The sequence below is a fragment of the Thalassotalea litorea genome (genome assembly GCF_043642205.1).
Lineage (GTDB): Bacteria > Pseudomonadota > Gammaproteobacteria > Enterobacterales > Alteromonadaceae > Thalassotalea_A > Thalassotalea_A litorea.
Genome location: NZ_JBHZSG010000011.1, coordinates 48,432 through 74,521, shown reverse-complemented (window position 1 = coordinate 74,521; position 26,090 = coordinate 48,432). Strand labels below are relative to the sequence as shown.

The window sequence follows — 26,090 nt, the reverse complement described above, 5'->3', positions numbered from 1 at the left end:
CTCCGATTGATGGAGATAGAAGTCGCTGCTAAATAAAAACCATAACAGGATGTTTTCATGGGTAAATCTAGCTTAGTAGTATGTATTTTAGGGTTTCATTTTACGGTATATGGGCAACAGGCCAGTGAATCTATCGTGCTGCCAGAAACGGCAATCAGCCAAGCGGAACAGACAACCACGGTTCTAAATCGTTGTCCTGGCATCGAAACGCTCACCAATAAAGATGCCCCCGATCTGATTTATAACCGGGTAGTGCGTTGCGCTGATCTTAAAGAATACGACAGGGCCGCAGAGCTGATGTTTATTGCGATGTCCTTTGGTAAATTTGATACCATGCGGGTCAGCGGTAAAGTCCGACACCATGCTCCAGCGAGATCACGTATAAAGGCGTTGAATAAGCTTAATGGTTCACAACTTGAAGCGCTGCATCAGGCTTTGCTGGTAAAGTTTCAAAGCCCGGATGAAAGACAATACCTGTGTAGAAAAATGCGTGGTATTGGTCAGCCGTCATACCAGCCAGATTACATGCTCAATTACCACAACCCGATTAGCAGCCGCCAGACTCACTTAACTGCACCATCGACGCAAATACCAATTTTTGAACAAGAATTGGCCTGGGAAAGCGTATTTTACAGTTTTGCTCGTTGCCCGGTATAAATTGTCTGTGACAACTGTTGAACTCTAGTTTGGATTCGAGTAATTTCCAACAAATTTAAACTGCCGAATAACACACTTCTGTCCCATGATACGCGAAGCCATGATCGATGACGCAACAGCGATTACCGATATATACAACACTTACATTAAAGACTCGTCAATAACCTTTGAAGAAACGTTAATTGATATCAAAACCTGCAAAAATCGCCTAGCCCATATCACTCAGACGCTGGGACTGCCCTGGATCGTGTTTATCGAAAATGGGCAATTACTTGGCTATGCCTATGCCAATCAATGGAAAGAGCGATCCGCGTACCGACACGCTGTGGAAGTGACGGTCTACCTGCATCCCAACCACAAAGGAAAAGGGATCGGCTATCGCCTTTACCAGGAACTTTTTCAGCGGCTTGGTAAGCTGGATATCCATTGTGCTCTTGCCGTTATTACATTACCTAATGCCGCAAGTGTTGCCTTGCATGAAAAACTTGGCATGAAAAAAGCCGCGCATTTTCCTGAAGTGGGATTTAAATTTTCAAAGTGGCACGATGTGGGTTATTGGCACACGATAATAGACCGATAAAAGTTGCCCAGATGTCGAGTTGTAAACACCAAGTTAACAGAACACGAATATCTTCCATTGTTAACAGATATCACTGGCACTAACAGCTAGCTGTGGTAGGCTATTCAGTCCGATTAACAACGATTCTGAAGTCACTAAACAGCATGGTTAAATCACTCCAATTATTTAGTATTTTTATGCTCGCTCAATTGCTGTTCGCCTGTTCGACAACAGAATCACCGCAATTTTATAAAGCGGAACTAAAAGAGAGTGTTAGCTGGCAAATATTCTCAGAAACAAGCCAAAACGCGGTTAGCGGTATAGATTTTCGAGACGGTAGACTCGTCAATAACATCTGGATTATTGACCTGTTTCAGGAAGTGGAGCTGCAACAAAAATTAATGCAGCAAAAGATTGAATATCTGGGCACGGAAAAACCATTAACCTGGAATAACATGTTGGCTGAAACCCAATGTAGTATCAGCCAAGCTGAATGTGCATACTCTGCTGTTGACTGGTTAGTGAAACCCGGGGAAGTTACGTTTATTGGATTTACTGGCGAAACGAAAAAAGAACGCCATCCTTATGCGCCGCGGTTAGGTGAGATATCGGCAAAGCTGCAGGTAAAACAACAGCAACAGATTGTGACAATACCGGTTAACTGGTATGTCAAAAACCAGAAGATTTACGTCGATCTTAAAACTGCGTTAGAGCAAGCACCCATCGAACCAGAAAAAGCCATATTAAAAATAGACTTTACCAATTCACATCATCAATACAGCCACAAAGTTGTATTTGACCAGTACATCTTTAATTTAATGAGTCTGTCGACTGAACGCTGGCAAAAGCCGGTAAACAATATCCAACAATGGCTGGACCGTATCGCACAATGTTTACCAGTGAGTGATGTCGATTGTGCTTTAGAAAATATGGTGAAAATCGAAGCCAGCGGTGAACAAGTTCCTGGGAACTTTTACTATCATATGGCATCCATATACTTAATGGCAGGCGACAGTGAAAAAGCTAAAGCCTATGCTAAAAAATATCTGGCAACTGCGAGCTCACAACAATATCAACATCAGGCGAGGGCAATGCTGTGAACAAGGCTAAAAGCCACCTTGCTATATTTCAAAAATGTTATTCGACGATAAGAACCTGCTCGCCGAACGTTTTCATAGTTTGTCTGATGGGAGCTTTTGCCTCCGGTCATGTACTTGCCAGCCCTCAAAAATCAATAGAACCCAAAGAAATTCGTTATGTATCTTCGAATTGGCAAGGTACCGATGCGATAACTGGGTATCATGTTCGTCTGGAGCTGGATAGTAATTTGAGCATGGGGATTGTAAAAGGTGCGCCATTTTACCTATGCTCTGGTACCTGGAAACTGATTGATATTACCATCCCGGAGCAAGACGCTGAGCTTGCTGGTATCAATGTTCAGCAATTCGCTAAAGATATTCCTGATGCGGTGATTAACACGATTTCATTGCAGCAGTTACATGCCCAGTTCGCTCTGGATAGACGGAACAACTTTGGCTTAGCATGCAACCTTGGCAAATTTTCGCCATCGTCTCAAACGGCCGTAAGTCAGAATATGCCCGCTATCGAAGGTTGGCAAAATCTGATTATCAATAGTGTTGATAATCAATACGTAAATGAAACGTTGGCAAAAGATGTGGTTTATGAATTTGTTGGTGTATTACGCAAAGACACGACAATGAAAATTGCGCAACAGCCGCCACATATCGTTGATATAGAGATTGATCTGTCAGGGTTTAAAGTATGGCTGGCTGACCTGGCTCAGCAAAAACTGTTGAGTAATGGAGTAAACGATCTTCAACAAAACTATGTGCCGGACGCTGTCTATAGCAACGACCATGGGTTTAATGATCAGCAATTTGATTTGTTTATGCAGAATTTGTATGAGCAAAAACGCTTGGCTGAAGGAACAAATAAAATTGAACAACGTTTTACCGCCAATCTATCTTTTGCATCGCATGTTAGCGTAAATCCCGATACAAACCGTACATGTGCCAGGTCCGAAGATCTTAAACAGGTGATGGGCAGTTGGTTTAGTGGTACCTCGATGTTTAAGATCATTGATAAATGCCATGGTATCGCACCGGATTATGGTTTTGTCAGAACTGAACTGTGCGCAGTACCACAACGCTCAATCGACGAATTGTTAACAACACCCGAATTAACCACAAGTAATGCAACGCAAGTCAATTCATTACCAGACATTACATCAGGAGATAGTGCAAAGGGGTTTTGTCCTAAGCCATTAATGCAATTTGTGTCTCTTAAAAATGGTAGTCAGGTAAGTCCTGCAAAATATTTGCAAACGTCCGGCTTCTCTAAACAAGGACTAGCTGCGGTGCAGTTGGTTGATGAACAATGGCAAATTATTACCAGTGGATTCAATACCAGAAAGCCTTTGCCTGATGTGGTTTCTTTTCGTGGCGGGTTTCATCATGAGCGCATCATCTTTAAAAGTACCAACGGTCTTTATGGTGCAATGGATCCCAACTTCAGTGTTGTTATCCCACCTAAGTATGAGGAAATCCAAAGCTTCTCTTCAAAAATTACACGAGTTAAATACCAAGGTAATTACGGGGTTATCAATAAAACCGGTGATTGGGTCGTACCCGCAAAATTTGCAAAAGCAGGTTTTGTAGAAAATAACCATATTCTGGTGCGAGAAGATGAACAGGCAGTTTCCCCCTGGTTATTGATCAACAGTGAAGGGGTTTTGGTCAAACAAACTGAAGCAGCAGGGGGTTCTCCGCCTCCAATTCATGCTCTGTTAAAGTAGATTGCCAAAAATCCGCATGACATTTTAGCGCTTTTGCCTAGACTTAAATGAACAACATTAGCAAATATTATTGATTTTCTATACAAATCAATGAGTTTTGTTTAATCATATTGATATTTGGGTAAAGGGGTACTATGTTGAAAATTTCACGAGTTTTGATTGGCATGAGTGCTTGTTTGCTATTTTCGTGCAGTAAAAGCTCGGTTGAGTATTATCAACCACAATCGGGCATGGCTGAAAATTTCACTAATAGCTGCAACGGCAAGGGACCTGAAGATCATATTCGCATCAGTTTGCATCAAAAGGTGTATATCGAAGCTAGCGCGTATTTTTCGCAAATAGAGCAAGGCAAATTCTCAGCACAGATTTCTTATTTTGTACCACAAGAGAACACGTTAAAATTTGTGGACAAGTCCATTGTTTTAACTGCAGCGAATGATCTGAAACAAACTTTTGTTATCGATCAGGTGTATCGTTTCATGGGCACCCAGCACGTCGAGAAACAGTCCATTGAAGGGTTGCTGCCAGGCCGCACAATACCAATCAAATATTTTCAGGAAATACGAGATGTCGATGTGGGCTATCGTATTTCCGTTAAAGATCAGTTTTCAGAAAATTCCGATACATTCACATTACAGTTGCCGCTAGTGGAGATAAATGGTCAATCGGTTCAGCCAGAACCCATTACCTTTTCTCTTACAGAATTACGGAAAGTATTACCTGGAAACTGTCAATTGCCCCAATACCAATAGCGAACCGCAAACAAAGTTAATGATTTTTGTTGGCCGATATTTTAAGGTAACAGTATGATTTAAAAATTATAATTTTTATGAAGCGGTTACGTTATCCAATTGTTCTGGCATTATTGATTGTTCACTTATTTAGTAGTGTAACTAGTGCGTTTGCAATCGATAAAGATACACAGCTAAGTCTTGATGGCCGTTCGGTATCGATGATCTGTACAGGACAAGGCGTAAAGTATATCGATCTGGACCACTACTTTGTGTCAGGTGAATTGGTATTTGTCGATGTCGATGAGAGTCAAATTGAACCGTTAAATATTTGTAAAACTTGCTTGCTGTTCTCGTCTGTAGATCCTGAAAATAACGTTATAACTAGCTATCACTTTGGCTTCTCCTCGATAGTTGTAACAAATCGATATGTTCATCCTGAAAATCCTATCTATGCTCGATTAACGACACGTTATCAAACAAGAGCGCCACCTTCAGTTTAATGAAACCAATAACATTCACAAATGTTGTTCTCTAAGCATGGTGTCTCGATAACAAACCAGTCTAATACCTGCTTATCTATGCATCGTTTGCTAATTGATTAAATTGAATAAAATAAAAGGATGTATGATGAAAAAATTGATAACAATCTTGGGTGGTGGGATCGCGCTACTTTTTTCCTGTGGTATGGCCAATGCTGACATGGCGGCTATGATGGCGCCCCAAGCTAAAGCACCCATCGGTGTTATGGGAGCGCACATGCACAAAGAGGGGAAGTGGATGATGTCTTATCGGTATATGCAGATGAGTATGTCTGGCATGTTGCAAGGTGATAAACGTATAAGCCCAGAAGACATTGTAACTCAGATAACAAATCCCTTTGCTAACCCACCATCGAGCCCTACAACGGTAAGGGTTGTACCTGATGACATGATCAATCAAATGCATATGTTAGGTGTTATGTACGCACCCACTGAAGATTTGACATTAATGGCAATGTTGAATTACGTGGATAAGTCTATGGATGTGGTTTCATTTTCCTCAGGAGTGGGGACTAACCGTTTAGGTATGTTCAATACCAACAGTTCAGGATTATCAGATAGTAGTATTGGTGGCCTCTATCGACTTTATGCCGATAAAAATCAACATTTACACCTAAATGTCAATTGGTTTATTCCACTTGGAGATATAAACCAAAGTGATCAGGTATTGACGCCAATGAACATGCGAATGGATATTCGTTTGCCTTATGGAATGCAACTAGGAACCGGAAGCCATCAGTTACAGGCAGGGTTGACGTATTTTGGCTCGCATAGAGACATGAGCTGGGGCGCCCAGGGACTTTATACTCATGTTCTTAACGATAATGAAGAAGATTACCGTTGGGGCGATTTTGCAAGTCTTGCAACTTGGTATGGTTATCGTCTATCAAATAGCTTTAGCGCTTCAATGCGATTGACTTATCGTCACCAAAAAAGCATTGCAGGTATGGACCCACAGATCATGGCTCCGATAACTACGGCTAACCCTCATAATTATGGATTTGATCGCATTGATCTTGGACTTGGTATCAATACCGTTATTACTCATGGACATCGGGCTGCACTAGAATGGGAACTCCCCATATATGAAGACGTTAATGGCGTGCAAATGGCGATGGATTCGATGCTTACCCTCGGTTATCAAGTGATGTTTTAAAGCGAATTTTTAGGTTTTCATCCAGCTTTAACTGGGTTGAATCTGTTTTCTCGAAGGCGCTTGGGTTAACAGATATTTTGTGTTACAACGTCATAACAGTGAGCTAAGGGTGTCATTACGGGGAACTTTCAAACCGTTATCTAGGGTTAAGTTGTTCGTGTCATAGGCATGCTATATAAAGAGAACAATTATGAAGCTATTTCGTTTGGTTATTTTGAGCTTATGTATTGGTTATTGTTACGCCAACCTGGTGATGGCCTTTGATTTACCTGTGACTAAGCAATTAGAACATTGGTTAGCGGGTCAGATGGATAAGCAACAGATCCCATGGAAGCTGTTTTCAGGTGTGATAGGCGCGGCGATCATACCTTTTATATGTGCTTATATGTATGCCCGGACACATAAATGGTTAGTCACCATGCTTAGCATCATCATTGCGGTGCACTGCATCGGTAACCGTCACAAAACATTATGGGACTATCAGGGTATTGTTGCGTTTTTTGAACCGTTAACGGCTAACACCATAAACCTGACAACCGCGATTTATCTGTTGTTAATCATTGTCTGGCCACTGATTTTTATGGGATTAATTCAACGGATTGACAGCGCGGTTAATTAATTATCGTCACTGTTTGTGTACGGTTGCTGATGTCTTTAATAAACAGGAGCAGTTAATGAAGTTAGTTAATTCGTTAAGCGGGTTAAACATACTGATGATGCTGGGGGCTGCTATGATACTATCCGCATGCAGCGCGAAACATGCGTATCAAGGGATACAGGCAGGCCACGTCAATCATTGTTACCTGTATCCTTATGAGCAGGCACAAGAATGTCTGCAACAAGTTACTCTGCCTTATGACGAATATACGCGCAAAAGGGCGGAAGTATTGAAAGAGAAAGACTCAGCCCCGACAAAATAAAACGTTTCTAGTGGTGGGTAAAGGACTTTGCTTAAGAATAACCTCGCTATGATATGCTGTAGTCAGTAAAATACATGTAAGTTTAATTAAGTAAGTAGTAAGTTATGTCGATTCCTCCGTGTCCAAAATGTAAATCTGAATATGTCTACCAGGATCAAAGCCAGCTCATTTGCCCTGAATGTGGGCATGAGTGGAACCCTGCAGAGACCAGTGATGAAGACCATTTTACGGTTAAAGACGCAAATGGTACTTTGTTGGAAGCCGGAGACAAGGTTACCGTGGCCAAAGACCTTAAAGTGAAGGGCAGTTCTCAAATCATTAAAATCGGTACCAAGGCAGTGGTCAGAAGAATTGTTGAAGGCAAAGATCACGAACTTGACTGCAAAGTTGCCGGTGTCGGTGAAATGATGGTTACCGCCAAATTTGTGAAGAAGGCCTGATTAAACGACAGCTTATTGGTCTGTAATTAAAACGCATTAATCACAAGCCTGAACCGGTAATTTATCAAGAAACCGAATATTCTACTATTGGGTTTCTTGTTTCCATGACTAATACCAATCCCATTAAGTTTGTGCACAACTCAGAGTTAGGGCAGAGGTTCAGTTACAACATAGATTTCGTTGATATAGTCATTCTATATTAATGAAATATAGGGCAGTAAATGGGCCTCTCACTAACTCCCTACGGGTGAGTTTTAAAGGCATTTATCCTGCGTTACTGATTTTGGCCGACTTTGAGATAATGGAATAACCATTCTCTGCAATCAAAGCCTTGTCTAAAAGCCTTTAAATTCTCACTGAGTGAGCAATCATTTAATGGGATTGGTATACCTCATCGACCATTTTGGTGTCGCCTGACTATCTCATTTTCATTTACAAGGTTTTGTTTCGATGCATTTTTCTGTGCGAAATTATCAGACATGACGTATTCTGTAATAATTGCTTTGCGTAGGGTCCGGGAAACACAATGTTCAAAATACTCATTACCAAGGGTTTGATAATTGGTGTATTCGTCAGTTTGTTTTCTGGTCATTTCTCGTACGCGAGTCAAACCATGGTTATCAAGAATGTTCAGGTTTTGTCATTTGCAGAAGGACGCTTTTTAGCGCCAAGCAATGTTGCAATCCGTGACGGTAAGATACTCGCAATTCAGGAAAACTATAATCTACGCGATGCCATTGAAATAGATGCAACAGGGCAGTTTCTGGTACCAGGATTAACCGAAATGCACGCGCATATTCCTCCTCAGGAGATAACCGCTGAGGATGTAAAAGACCTGTTATTTTTATACAGTTCCCATGGTATCACCACAATTAGAGGCATGTTAGGCCATCCGTCTCATCTTCTTTTACGTGACCAATTGGCAGCCAACCAGGTAAAAGGCCCCAGATTGTTCACCTCCGGCCCTTCGTTTAATGGCAACAGTGTTCAATCGGTCGAAGACGCGAAAACTAAAGTCAAAAAACAAGTAGGATCAGGTTACGATTTTATAAAAATCCATCCTGGCTTAAGCCCTGAATCCTTTGATGCAATGGCAAAGCTCGCTCAACAATTTCGGTTGCCATTTGCAGGGCATGTCAGTGCAAGCGTTGGCATTCTGGATTCCATTAAGGCGGGTCAGGCCAGCATTGACCATCTTGATGGTGTTATGGCTGAACTTGCGGTGCGTTCCGGCTATCGTGGTGAGGGGGAAACTGGTTTTTTCGGGGCAGGGCTTGTTGAATACATTGATCCTAATTACATTGCGCCATTAGCTAAACAGTTAGCCGATTCAGGGGTTGCCCTGGTTCCTACAGAGACGTTAATGTATGGATTCTTATCATGGCAACCGGCAACAATAGCGGCGCAGAAAGACGTTGTAAAATTGATGCCTGAAGATGTGGTTAAAAGCTGGATAGACAGTCGCAATGCTATGCAGTCTAGTGCGTGGTACAGCACGGCTCAGATTCAAAAGCTCCTTAGCTTTCGCCGTGATTTTTTAACCGCATTTGTAGCTGCTGGCGGCATTGTTTTATTGGGTTCCGATGCGCCTCAGGTCTTTAATGTGCCCGGAGACTCTCTGCACGAAGAAATGCATTTAATGGTGCAAGCTGGTATGTCGCCTATCCAGGTTTTATATGCTGCTAGCAAAGGCCCTGCGGGTTATTTTTCACAACAAAAACACTTTGGCGAGATTGTTCCAGGCCTTTCGGCGGATTTGGTGTTATTGGATAAAAACCCATTGATCGATATTACTCATACCCGTTCAATCGTCGGTGTCATGACCCGTGGAAACTGGCTAGACAAAGCGGTTATCAAAGGGACGTTACTTGAGATAAAAAATAAACACAGAGAAACGCTAGAACAATGAAACATTTATTTCTGCTCCGCCAGCGATAATTAACGGCTAGGCGGTACCAAGGTTTTGATTTTAAGTCTCTTGATTAAAGAGCAGGGCAGTTGGATATGACAGGCACGTTCCATTACACCAATTTGAAAAACTCCGGTGAAATATTACGTTATGAAAATATTAAAAACGCTGTTCCTATGTACACTGCTATTTATTTTATTGTTGTCTGCCTATCAAAGTGCAATGGTTTTAAATGCCTATGTTAAAACGCAGCAACTAAAACAGCATTGGCTGAGTGATAATGTCATCACGATTGAATTTCAGGATGTGCCCGCAGAAAGAATTAATATGTTATTAACCGTCGAGGATCCAGGGTTTTTTGAACATAATGGTGTCGACCTCGATACCCCGGGCGCGGGATTTACCACCATCAGTCAGGCTCTTTGCAAAGGGCTATTTTTTGATAAATTCAAACCGGGTTTTGCTAAAATTGAACAATCACTGATCGCCGTATTGGTCTTGGATAAGTATTTTACAAAAGAAGAGCAACTTAATTTATTTCTGAATACGGCTTATTTGGGGCATGTTGATGGCGTCGCTATCCATGGCTTTTCCCAAGCGGCAAAGATCTACTTTGATACAAGTTTTGCCGAGCTTAGCGATGAACAGTATTTGGCGCTTGTTGCAATGGTGTTGGCGCCCAATGGTTATAATATTAAAACCAATCCTGAACGGAATCAGCAGCGGGTAAAACGTATTCAAAAACTATTGTCAGGAGAATACGTTCCCCAGGATGTCGCAGATATACATTATCAACAACAAACCTAGGCGTTGCTGAGTTCACCGCGCAAACTTGTGGTCATTTGTTGACGCAACTCTGTAATCGTTAAATTCTTACTTAATAGATAATGAAGCTTAGTTAGTGCCGCTTCTAACGTCATATCGGCACCAGATACTACGCCACATTTGCTCAGTGCGTTGCCGGTTGCATAGCCTCCCATATTGACTCGTCCCTTGATGCATTGGCTACAGTTGACGATCAGAATGTTATTTTTCCGAGCTTGTTCAAATTGTTCCAGCAATGCTGGATTTTGTGGCGCGTTACCCACCCCATAACTTAACAGGATCAAAGCCTTAACCGGCTGTTGTAATACATTCTCAACAAGTTTTTCCGATATCCCAGGGTATAAATGCACGACCCCAACGGGCTGCTCGGTAATTTTACTTACCGTTAATGACGTCATTTGCTCATGGTTAACTTTGCCCGCTACAACATTAATATTGATTCCAGCTTCCAGCAAGGGAGGCATATTGGGAGAGTCAAAAGCATCAAAACCATCGGCATAGGCTTTAAAGCTGCGGTTTCCCCGATACAGTTTGTTCGAAAAAAACAAACCCACTTCGTTGATAGGGTAGTTTGCGGCGATAAATAAAGCGTTTAACAGGTTTTCTTGGCCGTCCGAACGAAGTTCGGTTAAAGGTATCTGTGAACCTGTAACGATTACGGGTTTACTTAAATCTTCAAACATAAAAGACAAAGCCGAACTCGTATAGGCCATGGTATCCGTGCCGTGCAAAACCACGAAGCCATCATAATCCGCATAGTTATCCTGAATATCATCAGCAATTCGTTGCCAATCGGCAGGAGTCATATCGGAAGAATCAATAAGTGGATCATACTCATTGATGGTAAATTCAGGCATTTCTGCACGAAAGAACTCGGGCATTTTTGCCAAGGATTCAGTGAGATGCTTCTTGGCGGGCACATAGCCACTTTCACTGGCTTTCATACCAATCGTACCGCCTGTGTAGGCAATGTAGATTCGTTTACGATTATTGGTTGGTTGCATTGTTTGCGTCATAAAAAAAAGCCCCGGTTAACCGGGGCATAAGATAATTAATTAATTTCGCATGTCAAACAAAAAGAATAAATACCATTAGGATCATTGAGCTGATTTACGCGCTCGTACTCAACCATTAATTGATTTATCACATTTTGCAGGGCCTTATTACCTTCAAAAGCTTCGTCGCTTGCGCTTTGAGGGATCCAGGCCTGAGCATTATCTAGCAAGTTTTGTAAGAACAGATCTTTTGGCGACATCTCTCTTTCAATCACCTTTGTATCGAAACTTTTCAGACTAGCTAATTTAGCCGCTGCTGCAACCGCATCGTCGAGGTCGCCTAATTCATCGACCAAGCCAAGTTCTTTAGCTTTGGCACCAGTCCAAACCCGACCCTGAGCGATTTTGTCTACGTCTTCCGTAGTCATATCACGATTTTCTGCAACCAGAGTTAAGAAATCCTTGTAACCGCGGTCGATGCTGGTTTGGATAATTGCGCCAATCTGCGGGTTCAGCTCTTGAGTAGGACTAAGGCCGGCAAAATCTGTCGTACCGATACCATCCGTATGAACCCCAAGCTCAGACAGTGACTTTTCAAATGTCATAAACATCCCGAAAATGCCGATTGAACCGGTAATCGTATTTTCCGATGCCCATATTTCATTAGCAGACGCTGAGATCCAATACCCACCTGAAGCCGCATAATTAGACATTGACGCAACAACCGGCTTACCGGCGGCTTTCAGTAACTCAACTTCCTGACGAATTAACTCGGACGCAAAGGCACTACCGCCTGGGCTGTCTACCCGCAAGACTACCGCTTTAACTTGTTTATCCAAACGTGCTTTACGTAATAGTTTCGCGGTGCTGTCGCCACCAATATTTCCAGGTTTTTGATAACCGTTCAAAATCGTACCTTTGGCCACAACAATCGCAACTTTATCGCTGGCAGGATTTTCAACCGGAAACGGATTTTTTGTGGCTTTGAGGTAGTCGAGAAAGTTGATTTGGCTAAACGAATCATGTCGCTCAGCTTTGCCTACGCGCTCAATCATATCCTTGCGGATCTCTTCTCGAGTTCGCAGTTCATCAACCAAACCCGCTCGCAATGCATATTCGGCAAAACTTCCATCTGCTTGCTGTAACTTTTCTAATAATTGTGCCGCCTTTTCATCAAAGTCAACAGCATTGAGGCCACGAAACTCGGCGATATCTCTTTTATAATTTGACCAAAGTTGATCGAGCCAGGCTTTGTTTGCTTCTTTGGCCTGCTCGGACATATCATCGCGAATGTATGGTTCAACCGCAGATTTGTATGTCCCGACTTTAAACACGTGTTGGGTAATCTTTAATTTATCTAATGCTTCTTTAAAATACACCCGATAGCGCCCAAACCCTTCGAGGATCATCATCCCGTTTGGATTCATCCATACTTTATCGGCACTCGCCGCCAGGTAGTACTGACTTTGACTATAGTAGTCGCCGAAAGACACCACCTCTTTACCCGACTCTTTAAAGTCAGTGACAGCGTCACTGATCATTTGCAAATGATGCAATCCCGCGCCCATTAGATTTTGTGGATAGATCACCAGCGTCTGAATACGATCATCAGATTTAGCGGTTTCAATCACATCAATGACATCGGTAACGAGAATCTCGGGACGTTCCTCTTCCTGACCCAGAGATTCAGAAAGTAATTTATCCATGGGGTCGACATATCGTTTTTGTTCAACCAAGTCGCCTTTAAGGTTTAAAACAAGGGCTGCGGTGTCTGGCACCTTGACGGTGTCGGAATCATCAAATACCGCTGAAAAGAAAATAATAACGAATAGAAAAAACACCAGATTCAGAAAAATGATCCGGGATGTGTTAATGATTTTCCACAATTTGGAAAATATCCTTTTAAAAATACCGGGTTTATCAGACATATATCCTCACGTCTTAAAGTTTGATTATTGGTTAATAATACATGGCCTTGGATTAAAATTCTGCTTCCAAATCAACCTATTTATGATTGGTTACAATTCACTAGCACCGATTAGAACCATCAATACGCAAGAAATCGCCTCCAAGTTTTATGAAGCGCCTGCGGTTAATTGTTCTATCTCCAAATATCGGTCATTATTTTTTGCGTTCAAGTCCGGTATGACTGCTATTTTGGACTAAAATGTTCTTGTATCTCAATGATTAACGTAGTGCGAAGTACGTCTTATGATTAAATTATACGAAGGTTTTGTCAATTTTGTCCTGAAACTCGATTTTATTCCAGCAATATTGTTACGCCTGTTTCTGGCACCTGTGTTCATTATTTCCGGCTATAACAAACTGCAATTTGGCAATAGCGAATTATCCATAGGTGAACAGTTTACTGCCGATCCGAATGTTGTAGCCTGGTTCGGTAATAGCGAATGGGGATTGGGACTACCGGCCCCTGAAATTCTGGCAAACCTAGCCGCATGGACAGAATTCTTTGGTGGTTGGTTGCTAATTATTGGGTTGGCCGTAAGATTGGTATCCATCCCATTAATGATAACCATGTTCGTGGCAGCAACCACAGTACATATGGAAAATGGATGGTTTGCCATTACGCCAACGAATCCGGACACCAGTGCGGCAAACGTCCTGGACTGGTTCGGCTTTGATGCTGCTGAGGAAAGCCTGGAAAATAGTGAACAGGCCGCAGTCCGCCTAAATAGAATGAAATCTATATTAGAAGACAACGGTAATACCCAATGGCTATACGGCAAAGGCAATATTGCGATACTGAATAACGGTATCGAGTTTGCGGCAACGTATTTTCTGATGCTACTCGCACTTTTCTTTATCGGTCCGGGCAGGTGGTTTAGTCTGGATTACTGGACAAGCAAACCGGAGCCAGAGAATGTAAAAAAAGATAACTGACGTCTTCGCATAAAATTGACTTAACCTTGTCCAGGCACTAATCATCTTAACAATGCTTTGCCTGAACACTTTAACCCCGCTTCGCTGGGGTTAAACTTTTTGGAGCTATTACTAGTCTATTCATTAACCATTCGGTTTTAAAAGGGTTTTTACTTATAATCGGTTTTTAACAAAGTTCACTACCAAAAAACATGAAGCTTCCAATCTATATTGTTAATGCATTTGCAGAACGTGATTTCACCGGTAATCCTGCTGCGGTTGTGCCGTTAGACGATTGGCTGAGCAAAAGAGTGATGCAGGACATCGCCAGTCAAAACAATCTTTCAGAAACCGCTTTTGTTAAAGCCTCAGCTAAAAACTGCTATGAAATACGTTGGTTTTCGCCGCTTAGTGAAATTGATTTTTGTGGTCATGCTAGTCTCGCTGCAGCGTTTGTTTTGTTTGATGGTAAAAAAGGTGAATCATCGATAACGTTTTTTGCCAAAGCAGTCGGCGAGTTCACCATTAACCAGGCCTCAGATGGAATGATTAACATGATCTTTCCAGAGCAACTAGCGACACCGGTCACTAAGATCCCAAAGGCACTGCTGTCGGGTCTTTCGATCCCACCTGTAGAGGTACTGAAAAATCGCCAGGCCTATATCGCCGTATACGCTTCTGAACACGACATTCGCAACTTGAGCTATGACAGCGATACGCTTAAACAACTCGCACCACTTGACGTTTCAATAACCGCTCCCGGTATAAAGGTAGATTTTGTATCACGCTATTTTTGGCCTGCAAACGGTGGTAATGAAGATCCTGTCACCGGATCGATTCACGCGGGCTTAGCGCCATATTGGGCGAATCGCTTGGCAAAAAGTAACTTGATAGGACAGCAATTATCGACCCGGACCGGGACCTTGTATTGTGTCGTAAACGGGCATTACGTTCAGGTTAGTGGGTACGCCAAGCCCTACCTGGAAGGGCAAATTGAAGTTAAGGCAACTTAAAAACGGTGAATGTGCTGAGGCAGGCAAACGTAACTTTTTTGACAATGTTACAGTTTAGATTGCTCTAATAGTTTAATAACATCGCTTTCAAGCTTTTGCATCATCGTATCCATTTCTGTTTTTGAAAGGCTCGGCTTTACCTTGTCCGAGTGTTGTAAACGTTTTTTCAGCTGTTTTGCAGACACGACGTCGGACGTAACCATGGCTTTGATTTCACCATTAGGTAACATAACCAATTTTGAAGGTTGTAAATCGTGTTCTGACACTGCAAGAGCGACCGAACAATACGCAATAAAAAAACTGAATCCAATACAAAGGGATCTCATCATAACTCATACCTGTTGAAGAATTTCACGTCCTGTGGTTAACGGCGGGCATTTGAGAGCAAATACAGGCGCTGATAAAACAATGCGAAATCTAACCAATAGGATAAGCATAGACCAAAAATTTTGCTTAGGATGAATGACAAGCCATTTAGTTTAACTCTGCATCCGCTAACGATTTGTGTTATCTTAATTCGCAAATTTACCTGGCTAATATTGCAAACGAAAATGACCGCACTGGAACTGCTACTTAAACGATGTTCAAACCCAAACCTTACCGAACCTGCACCTAGTGGCTTAGTACTTGAAAATATACTTAGCGCAGCGATGGCCGTTCCGGATCATGGTGGTTTGTCACCTTTTGCCATCAAGGTTGTTCGTGCTGAAGGACTGCAAGGGTTAACGGATGCATTTGTCCAGGCAACTAAGTCGACAACAGACGATGCGTTTAAAATAGAAAAAGCTGCAAAAATGGCGTTTCGGGCACCGATGATAATTGTTGTTTCAACTCAATACCAGCAACACCCTAAGGTACCCCAGCACGAACAGTTAATTACGGCGGGCTGTGCATTACAAGCGATGCAAATGGCCTGCGTTGCCCAAGGTTATCAGGCCATGTGGCGAACCGGTGATATCGCCACTCATCCCATTGTAAAAGAGGCTTTGGGCGTTACGGAACACAATGAGATCGCTGGTTTCTTATATGTTGGTAGTAGCTCCCGCGACATTCATGAAAAAAAACGTAAAGGGTTTGAAGCTATCGTCAGCTATTGGGAGTAGTGCGATTGATATCAATTTAGGATCTCAATCCGCGGATACAGAAAAGGCGCTAATCTAAGCGCCTTTTTAGTGAGTTTGGATGTAGCGATTGCGCTAAAACGTTGCACTTTTTGGTGTTCTTGGGAATGGGATAACGTCACGAACGTTACTGATACCGGTAGCGTATGCAACTAACCGTTCAAAGCCCAGACCAAAACCAGCGTGAGGCACAGTGCCGTAGCGGCGCAAATCTCGATACCAACTGTAGTCTTCTTTATTTAAACCCATTTCTTCCAGACGTTGATCTAGAACATCGAGTCTTTCTTCACGTTGACTACCACCGACGATCTCACCGATACCAGGCGCTAAAATATCCATTGCGGCAACGGTTTTACCATCGTCATTCAGGCGCATATAAAAAGACTTAATATCTTTTGGATAGTTTTGTAACACTACCGGTCCGCCTACGTGTTCTTCAGCAAGATAACGTTCATGCTCAGAGTTTAAGTCAACCCCCCAGGACACCGGATTTTCAAATACCTTACCAGAGTTTTGTAGGATTTCGATGGCGTCGGTGTAATCCATACGAACGAATTCACTTTTAACCACTGACTCTAGACGTTCAATCACGGTTTTATCAACGCGTTGTTGGAAAAATGCCATATCATCGGCACGCTCTTCTAAAACGGCTTTGAAGACATAACGCAACATTTGTTCGGCTAACGTCGCGGCATCACTTAGATCCGCAAATGCGATTTCTGGCTCAACCATCCAAAATTCCGCCAGATGACGAGAGGTATTTGAGTTTTCTGCGCGGAACGTTGGACCAAAGGTATATACCTTAGATAGGGCACAGCAATAGGTTTCAACGTTAAGCTGGCCAGATACGGTCAGGAATGTCTCTTTGCCGAAAAAATCCTGGCTGTAATCGACGCTACCTTTATCATCACGAGGTAGATTTTCCATATCCAGTGTACTGACACGGAACATTTCGCCGGCACCTTCACAATCGCTGCCAGTAATAAGCGGCGTACTGATCCAATAATAACCCTTTTCATGCATAAAACGATGAATGGCTTGTGCCAGGGTATTACGAACACGAGTAACCGCACCACCAATATTGGTGCGCGGACGAAGGTGAGCTTGCTCGCGAAGAAATTCGATGCTGTGACGTTTCGCCGCCATCGGGTAGGTGTCTGGATCTTCAACCAGACCAAGAACTTCAACCTGTGTCGCCTGAATTTCAAAAGACTGACCTTTACCCTGGGACTCAACTAAGGTTCCGGTTACTTTAACAGAGCTGCCCGTTGTAAGTTTCAAAACGTCATTCTGGTAATTTTCTAGGTCATTAGGCACAACGGCCTGAATGGGATCGAAACAGGATCCATCATGAATAGCAAGAAATGAGATCCCGGCTTTGGAATCTCGACGAGTTCTGATCCAACCCTGAACAGTGATTGGTTCACCAACTGGGTGCTTACCCGTTAGTACATCAGTAATCGCAGGAACTGACATTATTAACCTCTTAATTAACACAAAATACGTTTTTATCTTTAGGACGCATAAGGGTTTTCAACCCTAGTATAACTGCGGACCTGATTATTTACCGATAAGGTCACAAATTGCCTAATCGTCCTTGGATTGGCTATGTTACCTGTGAGAAATCTAGACTCAAGTAAAACTTTGCTAAATTCTGGTAATTTTTAGCAAAATTCGCAAATTCCTGTGTATCAACCATCAACAGCAAGGTTTATCGATAAAGCTCAAATTCAATGTTAGCGCCAGATATCATCGCGTTGCAGTACCTGTTTAATGGCGTCGATTAACAACTGCAAATCTGCGTGGCTGATAATATAAGGCGGCATGATGTATACGAGCTTACCAAAAGGGCGGATCCAAACACCGAGTTTAACAAATTGAGCTTGAATTTTAGCGGTATCTACGGCCCGTTTGGTTTCAACCACACCAATAGCGCCCAAAACACGAACATCGGCAATGTTTTCATGGTTGGCGATAGATTTTAAATCCTGTAATGAATCTTCAATAGCGGCAATTTGAGTTTGCCAATGGTTATCCGCTAATAAAGACAGACTGGCATTTGCAGCGCTGCAAGCCAGAGGATTGCCCATAAACGTAGGTCCATGCATAAATACACCGGCTTCACCGTTACTAATGGTATCAGCGACATCTTTTGTACAAAGTGTCGCCGCCAAAGTGAGATAACCGCCGGTTAAAGCTTTACCCAAACATAGGATGTCGGGAGTGATGTGCGCATGCTCGCACGCAAACAGTTTACCGGTACGACCAAATCCTGTGGCGATTTCATCTGCGATCAACAACACATTGTATTTGTCACAAAGTAAGCGGCACTGTTTTAAATACTTAGGGTGATAGAAGTGCATGCCGCCTGCACCTTGAACAATGGGCTCAATTATAAATGCCGCTATATGCTGATGATTCTCGGCAAACACTTGCTCTAATGCGTCCGTTTGCGTTGCATCCCAGAGTTGGTCAAAACCGAGCGTCGGTTTAGGTGCAAATATGGCCTGTGCCATAAACCCTTGAAATAGCTGGTGCATGCCGTTTACCGGATCACACACCGACATCGCAGCAAACGTATCACCGTGGTAGCCGCCCTGTACCGTCATTAGTTTATTTTTCTTGGCGTTGCCTTTGCTGTGCCAGTATTGGATTGCCATTTTGATCGCGACTTCCACGGCAACCGAGCCACTATCGGCAAGAAACACTTTATCTAACCCAGCCGGCGTCATATCAATTAGACGACGACATAAATCAATCGCTGGTTGGTGGGTAAGGCCGCCGAACATAACATGGGATACCTGATCAATTTGTTGATGCATGGCATGATTAATCACCTCATGGTTGTAGCCATGAACAACAGACCACCATGATGCCATGCCATCGATCAGTTTCTCTCCAGATTCCAGCTCTATTCTGACACCTTCTGCGCTTACAACTTTGTATGCGGGTAAGGGCTGAGTCATCGATGTGTACGGATGCCAAATATGTAGCTGATCAAATCGAATATCATCTGTATGTTTTTTGTTCATTTGCAAACCAAAGGGATTTTGAAATGTTGACAGGAAAAGGCCGCTGGCTAGACTACCGATATTTATTGGACATTGCAATCTGCGCAATGTGTGCAATCCAGACATAATAAGGTGATCGAGAATTTCATGGAAGTACATACAACCCAAGACCATAGTGTCACTGAAGCCACTCAATCAGTAACAGGTGGCATTCGCAATAACTGGACCTTAGATGAGGTCAATCATCTGTTCAGTCTGCCATTTAATGATCTGTTGTTTCAGGCACAAACCGTGCACCGTCAGCACTTCGATCCCAATGAAGTTCAGGTTAGTACCTTATTATCTATTAAAACCGGGGCTTGTCCGGAAGATTGTAAATACTGTTCCCAGAGTGCTCGCTATTCAACCGACATTGAAAAAGAAAAATTGATGGAAGTAGACAAGGTTTTGGAGGCGGCACAAATTGCAAAATCTCAGGGGTCTACAAGATTTTGTATGGGGGCCGGCTGGCGAAACCCAAAAGACCGCGATATGCCTCATATTGTAAAGATGGTCAAAGGTGTTCGGGAAATGGGACTTGAAACCTGCATGACCTTGGGGATGCTAAATACCGAGCAGGCACAAACCTTAAAAGAAGCAGGGTTGGATTACTATAACCACAACCTTGATACGTCTAAAGAGCATTACAACCAAATTATTACCACCCGCACTTTTCAGGATCGATTAGATACTCTGACTAACGTTCGTGACGCGGGGATGAAAGTCTGCAGTGGCGGAATTGTCGGTTTGGGTGAACAGGCCAGTGATAGAGCCGGGCTGTTAATGCAACTGGCAAATTTACCGAAACAGCCGGATAGTGTGCCAATTAATATGTTGGTAAAAATTGAAGGTACGCCGCTTGGTGACGTTGATGATCTGGATCCTTTTGAATTTATTCGCTGTATCGCGGTTGCTCGTATCATGATGCCAAAATCCCATGTCCGTTTGTCGGCAGGAAGAGAAGCAATGAACGAGCAAATGCAGGCGCTTTGTTTTATGGCTGGCGCTAATTCCATTTTTTACGGTTGCAAACTCCTGACTACCTCTAACCCTGAAGCCGACGCCGATATGCAATTGTTTGCAAAACTTGGCATTAATACAGAACGAGGCCGGGCCGAAACAGAAGAAGAGCAGTATCAACAGCAGCAATCTCTGCAAACGGCGATCGTTAATCAAGAACATGCCGATTTGTTTTACGATGCATCTGACGCTTAAGTCACTATCAAAGCTGATCTGCAATGACGTTTGAATTTTTAGCTCAGGGTGTTCAGAGCAAACGCGAAAAAGGCCAATATCGTCAAGTAAAATTGTATGACGGTATTTCGGTCAGCGCGGTGAATGCAGGTCGACAATCGCTGATAAATTTCGCCAGCAATGACTATCTGGGACTAAATGGTCACCCACAGATCCTGGACGCGTATCAGCAAGGGTTGCAACAATATGGCTCGAGTAGCAGCTCTGCTGCGTTGATCACTGGTTACAGTAAGCCTCATCAGTATTTAGAGCGACAATTAAGTGAGTGGCTTGGAGCCGAGCGCAGCCTGTTGTACTCAAGCGGTTACAGTGCAAATTCTGGTTTGTTTCAGGCGTTACTGAAGAGTGGACAATTGAACGTTGTGTTTGATCGTCTTTGTCATGCTTCGATGTTAAACAATATGTTTCATTATCCGAAGTCTTGCCAACGCTTTGCCCATAATGAGCAAAGCGATCTCGACAGGCGCTTAAACCAATGTAAGGCAGACAATAAACTCGTTGCTATCGAAGGCGTTTACAGCATGGATGGCGACAAAGGCGATATAGCAACCGTCTTTGCTCAATGTCAGCGCCATAAAGCCGCGTTATATATTGATGATGCCCATGGCATTGGCGTGCTTGGCGAGCAAGGTCAAGGCAGCGCAAGGGTTGCGCTTGCCAACGTTTCTTGCCAGGTTCCCAGCAACGTTACGCAAATGGTGACATTTGGCAAAGCACTGGCTACCAGTGGTGCAGCCATCGCTGGTTCTCAAGAATTAATCGAGTACTTAACGAATTTCTGTGGCGAGTATATTTTTAGTACAAGCATGTCTGCGGCAAACGCTTTGGCGACATCCAAAAGTATCGATGTTTGCCAACGAGACAACTGGCGACGGCAAAAACTGGAAGAATTGCGCCAAACGTTGGTCGAGCAATTGTCATCGGATATTCACACCACGAATTCTGAGTCACCGATCATCGGAATATTAACCGGTAGTGAAGAAAATACCGTGCGCATCGCTGAAGCGATAACATCAAAAGGCTATCTGGTATCCGCGATACGGCCACCGACGGTAGAACCGGGCAAGTCAAGGTTACGCGTTACCTTGAGCGCAAAGCATAATGTAAATGATATCAATGGCTTGGCAAGTGCAATCAATCAAGCGATGGAAGAGGAATCGTTACCATGTTAACCCTGAACAACCGCGAAAAAATCGCTGATACCTTTGGTCAATCCTGCTTAAGCTACGATAAAAATGCTCGTTTGCAACGATATTCGGGAAACTTGCTATGTCAGTTTCTGAACCAGTTGCCGTCTTTACAATCACCAACCCAAAAAAGCCTTCTCGACCTTGGATGCGGCACGGGTTACTTTACGCAAAAGCTGGCGGCAAAAAATTTTAAAGACATTACCGCTTTGGATTTATCGTCACAAATGATCGCGTTCGCTAAGCAGCGAGATTATGCCGGTGATGTCCCTACCTGGGTCCGTGGCGATGCCCACGCGTTGCCATTGGCATCGAACACAAAAGACATCATTTTCTCAAATTTGGTTTTGCAATGGACTCAACCTTTAAGTGTTGCCTTGAGTGAAGCTTATCGAGTACTAAAGCCCGGCGGTTATCTGGTATTCTCAACACTGATCGATGGCACACTCGATGAACTCAAGCAGGCCTGGGCCAGAGTTGATAATGATAAGCATGTCATTGATTATTTAACCCACAACCAGGTAGAGCATGCATGGCAGAGCTCAGGTTTTACTGAGGTTTTTAGCCACTGTGAACGCGTAGAGTTGCCTTATCCGAACGTTAACCACTTAGCTCGAGAACTTAAACACCTGGGGGCGAGTCTAGTCAAAGACAAACGTCATAAGGGGTTAACCGGCAAGGATAAATGGCAAAAAATGTCCCACTATTATCGAGAAATTGACCGAGCTCAGGCGACAACGCCTTTATCAAATGGTCATATTCAAGCTTCTTACATGCTGTATACCGCCTGTTTAATGAAAAAAGAAAACTAGTCAGTTATGTCAAATCCTCAGTCCAAACCACAGTCAATATTTATAACCGCGACCGATACTGACGCAGGAAAAACCTATGTGAGCGACAAGCTCATCCGCTTGCTGGTTAAAAATAATAGAACCGTAGCGGCTTTTAAGCCGATCTCCGCGGGTTGTTGTTGGCGTGATGGCGAATGGCAAAATGAAGACGCACTGTGTTTAAAAGCGGCCGCAAATGCAGGACAGACATTATCGCAAATTAATCCTATCGCCTTTGAACCGCCGATAGCGCCGCACATTGCTGCGGCACAGCAGGGCGTTTGTTTAAGTGTCGCGACGGTCGCGAAAAATTTTCATGATTTAACCCCACACAATGCCGATATCTGCATCGTCGAAGGTGCTGGCGGCTGGAGACTTCCATTAAACGATTCTGAATTTTTATCAGAATTTGTCGTGCAAGAACGGATGCCCGTCATTCTTGTTGTCGGGATGAAACTCGGTTGTTTAAATCACGCCATCTTAACCTATCAAACGTTAATGAATGACGGCGTTAAAGTGATTGGCTGGGTCGCCAATCAGGCGCAACCCGAAAAAATGAGCAACCATGCAGAGAACGTGGCTTTCTTGAAAGCCGCGATTAACGCTCCTTGCCTCGGGGAATTGGCGTACTCAGACGATGAAAACGCGTTGCACCAGGCGTTAGTTTTTAACACGCTAAAAGCAAAAGATAATTGACATCAATATTGATTTTATTAGGATGGGTTTAAACAGGCGAGAAAAAGTCGCAATGAAGCGAGTTTTGCATCATTGTTATGGCCCGATAAAGGAATAAATCAGATATTGATTTTTAGTAGCCAACATAAAGCGAAAGGGATATTCATTTTATCCCTATGGATTACGACTTACATATTTTCGTTTGCCACTCGGGCAGATACGATCTCCCTTGCAACACTTGAAGCATTTAGTAGCCATCTGCACGAGTTATCTTATCAATCCCCTAATTATCTACAGGCATTTTTATCCGAAGATCTCATTGTCGAAGTAAACCTTGGCTCCAGTGCCCAAGGCGTTTCCATGGTTTACAATAAAAACGAGTATTTGCAGCTTCAGGAAAAAATAACGCCCAACCACAAGTACAAAGAATATCTGAAATATCTGGATGTTCAGATCTATAACCACATCGTGACATCGCCTACATCAGGTCAGTTTAATGTTGTTAGCTATTCAAGAGCAACTCGTAAAAAAGTCTGGGCCACGTACGAGGTGGAGCAGCTGGACAATAAACTCAAGATCGTAAAAATCATCGAAGAAATGTAGTCACATTTCACGTAAATTCACTCACCTAAGTCCTGTGTGATGTTTTAAGGTAACCAATTGTCTTATAATGGTTATTGCAATCTTAACCACTGTTGTATATTGACCTTGTGTGACCCTTTTGACAGTATTGGTTAGTGTTGTCACGTTAAGCATTTTGTGTAAATACGGATTCGCGCAAGGTATCTTCAAGTAATTGAAATCAAGCAATTAACATCAAGCGCAGAAACTTTGTTATCAAAGTGGTAATGGTACTACCTGTGTTATCACCTTTAATGGATAGAGCGCCAATTCATAAGGATTTTCTACATGGTTTTCAAGGCCCTTCAAATCTTATCGGTATCGATGTTACTGCCGTCATGGTTCGCATTGGCTGCTGGGCCGATCGATTATGCTAACTTTCCTGATTTCAAAGGTAACACCATCGAGGTTAGTGAAACCATCACCGTTAAGCCTGGTGAGGTTTTTGACGGTAATGGCAATTTATACAAATGGATTGGTGCAGGTGATTGTTCGCAGAAAGAGGGCATGCCTGCGATGTTTGAGGTTTTTGCCAGTGCAACACTCAAAAATGTATGGATGGAAAATGCGCCAGACGGTATCCACATTAAAGGGTCTGATGTCACCATCGATGGCATTGTGAACGTTGATGTCTGTGAGGATGCCATTTCAATCTCAAAAAGTAAAACGTCCCCACAGCGAGAAAATATTACAATTATTAATTCTAAGTTTTATGCGTGTGAAGACAAAGCCATTCAACTTACCCGAGGCAATGGCATTGTGATTAAAAATAATGAATTTTACTTCTGTGCCAAGGCTGTCAGGATAAAGGAAGATGCTAAAAACATCCTATTTGAAAACAACAAAGTGTTTAATTCCAAACATGCGATTAAAGTAACTGGCGGCAAAGGACTCGCTAAAGATAACTACTTTGAATTTTCGAAAACGGGTTTTTGGGTTGAAAAAGGTGGTGAATTGATTGATGGCGGTGGCAATGTATTTGTAGATGTAGAGGCGAAATACAAAGAAACGGAAAACGGAAAAATTAACCGTCAGTCAAACTAATTACCTAGCGACTTTTATTGAACATCGCCTGGTTTATAAAGCCAACAACTAATTCAACTAATTCCCAGCAAAACAAATCAAACAGGCATGGCGTTGTTGGCTCTTGTATACGCGAAACTCGTTAACGTGCTCTTAGCGCGTACGTCGCAAAATCTAAGCACGGTTCAATCGATATTGATTTCGTTACCCGCAAATAACGGTGTTTTGTTACCACTTTTAAAATGCCAACCGTTTTGGCTTCCGAGTAATGACAGCTTCGCCTTATCAAGATGCAATGCCGTTCCCTCAACAATCGCTAAGACGGAGGTGTCAGGTTCGACCACCATAAATTCCTGTAATCTTTGTTCTCGTGTTTCGCCATTATGTCCCGGTGCGATGTAATCAGTGTAATGCGGATTGATTTGCACCGGCAATAATTGCAATGCTTGAAAAGCAGGCGGTTCAATAATAGGCATATCGTTTGTGGTACGAATGCTAATTCCTGCCACATTCGAGCCCGCACTCCAACCAATATACGGAATCCCCTGGTTAACACGCTCGGAAATAATCGCCATTAAATCATGTTGGTATAACTGGTGTAATAGATGAAAGGTGTTACCACCACCGATAGCAATGGCTTTAGCATCTGCAACGGCCTGTCTGGCATCTTCAATTTGATGAATACCTGTCACTTTTACCCCTATCTCAGATAATGCAGTTTGCACCATGTCAGTATATTCATCATAACTGATCGCAACACCAGCGTACGGTACAAACAGTAACTCTCTGGTACCACTTAAATGCTCATCGATCCAAGCTAGAGCGTGTTCCAGGTATTTTGTCGAGCCAACTCTCGAACTACTGAGCAGTAAAAGACTTTTATTCAT

27 protein-coding genes are annotated in these 26,090 nt (G+C 42.9%); 21 read left to right on the top strand and 6 right to left on the bottom strand.

Translation table 11 applies throughout. The features are described from left to right. The first annotated feature begins 57 nt into the window (after positions 1 to 57). From ACHUFQ_RS07790 to ACHUFQ_RS07735, 12 genes are all read left to right on the top strand, one after another. Positions 58 to 657: a hypothetical protein gene (locus tag ACHUFQ_RS07790; RefSeq protein WP_394174506.1), complete on the top strand. Its 600-nt coding sequence runs from the start codon at positions 58 to 60 to the stop codon at positions 655 to 657. A 100-nt stretch (positions 658 to 757) separates the two neighbouring features. Continuing rightward, positions 758 to 1,237, top strand: coding sequence for a GNAT family N-acetyltransferase (locus tag ACHUFQ_RS07785; protein ID WP_394174504.1), 480 nt, complete (start codon positions 758 to 760; stop codon positions 1,235 to 1,237). 143 nt (positions 1,238 to 1,380) lie between these two features. Then, complete coding sequence (locus ACHUFQ_RS07780; RefSeq protein ID WP_394174502.1) at positions 1,381 to 2,316, top strand: hypothetical protein; 936 nt, start codon at positions 1,381 to 1,383, stop codon at positions 2,314 to 2,316. Positions 2,317 to 2,402: 86 nt separating this feature from the next. Further along, the gene (locus ACHUFQ_RS07775; protein WP_394174500.1) at positions 2,403 to 4,031 is read left to right on the top strand and encodes a WG repeat-containing protein; all 1,629 of its coding nucleotides are present in this window, start codon (positions 2,403 to 2,405) and stop codon (positions 4,029 to 4,031) included. A gap of 134 nt (positions 4,032 to 4,165) precedes the next feature. Next, positions 4,166 to 4,783: a hypothetical protein gene (locus ACHUFQ_RS07770; RefSeq protein ID WP_394174499.1), complete on the top strand. Its 618-nt coding sequence runs from the start codon at positions 4,166 to 4,168 to the stop codon at positions 4,781 to 4,783. A 77-nt stretch (positions 4,784 to 4,860) separates the two neighbouring features. Then, on the top strand, positions 4,861 to 5,265 hold the full coding sequence (locus ACHUFQ_RS07765) for a hypothetical protein (RefSeq protein ID WP_394174497.1): 405 nt from the start codon (positions 4,861 to 4,863) through the stop codon (positions 5,263 to 5,265). A gap of 127 nt (positions 5,266 to 5,392) precedes the next feature. Then, the gene (locus ACHUFQ_RS07760; RefSeq protein WP_394174495.1) at positions 5,393 to 6,460 is read left to right on the top strand and encodes a transporter family protein; all 1,068 of its coding nucleotides are present in this window, start codon (positions 5,393 to 5,395) and stop codon (positions 6,458 to 6,460) included. 190 nt (positions 6,461 to 6,650) lie between these two features. Beyond that, positions 6,651 to 7,079: a hypothetical protein gene (locus ACHUFQ_RS07755; RefSeq protein ID WP_394174493.1), complete on the top strand. Its 429-nt coding sequence runs from the start codon at positions 6,651 to 6,653 to the stop codon at positions 7,077 to 7,079. A gap of 55 nt (positions 7,080 to 7,134) precedes the next feature. After that, a complete protein-coding gene (locus ACHUFQ_RS07750) occupies positions 7,135 to 7,380 on the top strand; it encodes a hypothetical protein (RefSeq protein WP_394174491.1) in 246 nt (81 codons plus the stop codon). A gap of 104 nt (positions 7,381 to 7,484) precedes the next feature. Then, the gene (locus ACHUFQ_RS07745) at positions 7,485 to 7,820 is read left to right on the top strand and encodes a zinc ribbon domain-containing protein YjdM (protein WP_394174489.1); all 336 of its coding nucleotides are present in this window, start codon (positions 7,485 to 7,487) and stop codon (positions 7,818 to 7,820) included. Between the two features lie 526 nt (positions 7,821 to 8,346). Further along, entirely contained in the window at positions 8,347 to 9,729 is a 1,383-nt protein-coding gene (locus ACHUFQ_RS07740) for an amidohydrolase family protein (protein WP_394174487.1), read from the top strand. A gap of 150 nt (positions 9,730 to 9,879) precedes the next feature. Continuing rightward, on the top strand, positions 9,880 to 10,536 hold the full coding sequence (locus tag ACHUFQ_RS07735) for a biosynthetic peptidoglycan transglycosylase (protein WP_394174486.1): 657 nt from the start codon (positions 9,880 to 9,882) through the stop codon (positions 10,534 to 10,536). Here ACHUFQ_RS07735 and ansA read toward each other — a convergent pair. Beyond that, positions 10,533 to 11,570, bottom strand: a complete 1,038-nt coding sequence (gene ansA, locus ACHUFQ_RS07730; RefSeq protein ID WP_394174484.1) for an asparaginase — start codon at positions 11,568 to 11,570, stop codon at positions 10,533 to 10,535. The genes ACHUFQ_RS07735 and ansA overlap by 4 nt on opposite strands. Before the next feature lie 35 nt (positions 11,571 to 11,605). Next, a complete protein-coding gene (gene sppA / locus ACHUFQ_RS07725) occupies positions 11,606 to 13,477 on the bottom strand; it encodes a signal peptide peptidase SppA (RefSeq protein ID WP_394174483.1) in 1,872 nt (623 codons plus the stop codon). A 283-nt stretch (positions 13,478 to 13,760) separates the two neighbouring features. Here sppA and ACHUFQ_RS07720 point away from each other — a divergent pair, with 283 nt between their 5' ends. Further along, entirely contained in the window at positions 13,761 to 14,450 is a 690-nt protein-coding gene (locus ACHUFQ_RS07720) for an HvfX family Cu-binding RiPP maturation protein (protein WP_394174481.1), read from the top strand. A gap of 191 nt (positions 14,451 to 14,641) precedes the next feature. Next, a complete protein-coding gene (locus tag ACHUFQ_RS07715) occupies positions 14,642 to 15,442 on the top strand; it encodes a PhzF family phenazine biosynthesis protein (RefSeq protein ID WP_394174480.1) in 801 nt (266 codons plus the stop codon). 47 nt (positions 15,443 to 15,489) lie between these two features. Here ACHUFQ_RS07715 and ACHUFQ_RS07710 read toward each other — a convergent pair whose 3' ends face one another. After that, positions 15,490 to 15,771 carry a hypothetical protein gene (locus tag ACHUFQ_RS07710; RefSeq protein WP_394174479.1) on the bottom strand — a complete coding sequence of 94 codons (282 nt, stop codon included), beginning with the start codon at positions 15,769 to 15,771 and terminating at the stop codon, positions 15,490 to 15,492. 222 nt (positions 15,772 to 15,993) lie between these two features. On the opposite strand from ACHUFQ_RS07710, the gene ACHUFQ_RS07705 reads away from it, so the two are divergent. Then, complete coding sequence (locus ACHUFQ_RS07705) at positions 15,994 to 16,545, top strand: nitroreductase family protein (RefSeq protein ID WP_394174477.1); 552 nt, start codon at positions 15,994 to 15,996, stop codon at positions 16,543 to 16,545. 93 nt (positions 16,546 to 16,638) lie between these two features. Here ACHUFQ_RS07705 and asnS read toward each other — a convergent pair whose 3' ends face one another. Together asnS and bioA are read right to left on the bottom strand one after the other, a co-directional pair. Next, on the bottom strand, positions 16,639 to 18,039 hold the full coding sequence (gene asnS / locus ACHUFQ_RS07700) for an asparagine--tRNA ligase (protein WP_394174476.1): 1,401 nt from the start codon (positions 18,037 to 18,039) through the stop codon (positions 16,639 to 16,641). 260 nt (positions 18,040 to 18,299) lie between these two features. Continuing rightward, a complete protein-coding gene (gene bioA, locus ACHUFQ_RS07695; protein ID WP_394174474.1) occupies positions 18,300 to 19,595 on the bottom strand; it encodes an adenosylmethionine--8-amino-7-oxononanoate transaminase in 1,296 nt (431 codons plus the stop codon). 126 nt (positions 19,596 to 19,721) lie between these two features. Between bioA and bioB the strand changes: the two genes are divergently transcribed. The 6 genes from bioB to ACHUFQ_RS07665 all read left to right on the top strand — a co-directional run bounded on the left by bioB (position 19,722) and on the right by ACHUFQ_RS07665 (position 25,224). Next, positions 19,722 to 20,828, top strand: coding sequence for a biotin synthase BioB (bioB, locus tag ACHUFQ_RS07690; RefSeq protein WP_394174473.1), 1,107 nt, complete (start codon positions 19,722 to 19,724; stop codon positions 20,826 to 20,828). A gap of 23 nt (positions 20,829 to 20,851) precedes the next feature. Next, positions 20,852 to 22,039, top strand: a complete 1,188-nt coding sequence (locus tag ACHUFQ_RS07685; RefSeq protein WP_394174471.1) for an aminotransferase class I/II-fold pyridoxal phosphate-dependent enzyme — start codon at positions 20,852 to 20,854, stop codon at positions 22,037 to 22,039. Then, positions 22,033 to 22,866 carry a malonyl-ACP O-methyltransferase BioC gene (gene bioC, locus ACHUFQ_RS07680; protein WP_394174470.1) on the top strand — a complete coding sequence of 278 codons (834 nt, stop codon included), beginning with the start codon at positions 22,033 to 22,035 and terminating at the stop codon, positions 22,864 to 22,866. The genes ACHUFQ_RS07685 and bioC overlap by 7 nt, the downstream gene beginning before the upstream one ends. Positions 22,867 to 22,872: 6 nt before the next feature. Beyond that, positions 22,873 to 23,580: a dethiobiotin synthase gene (gene bioD / locus ACHUFQ_RS07675; RefSeq protein ID WP_394174469.1), complete on the top strand. Its 708-nt coding sequence runs from the start codon at positions 22,873 to 22,875 to the stop codon at positions 23,578 to 23,580. Between the two features lie 105 nt (positions 23,581 to 23,685). Next, complete coding sequence (locus ACHUFQ_RS07670; RefSeq protein WP_394174467.1) at positions 23,686 to 24,162, top strand: hypothetical protein; 477 nt, start codon at positions 23,686 to 23,688, stop codon at positions 24,160 to 24,162. Between the two features lie 306 nt (positions 24,163 to 24,468). Beyond that, positions 24,469 to 25,224 carry a pectate lyase gene (locus tag ACHUFQ_RS07665; RefSeq protein ID WP_394174466.1) on the top strand — a complete coding sequence of 252 codons (756 nt, stop codon included), beginning with the start codon at positions 24,469 to 24,471 and terminating at the stop codon, positions 25,222 to 25,224. A 164-nt stretch (positions 25,225 to 25,388) separates the two neighbouring features. Here ACHUFQ_RS07665 and pepE read toward each other — a convergent pair whose 3' ends face one another. Next, entirely contained in the window at positions 25,389 to 26,090 is a 702-nt protein-coding gene (pepE, locus tag ACHUFQ_RS07660; protein WP_394174464.1) for a dipeptidase PepE, read from the bottom strand.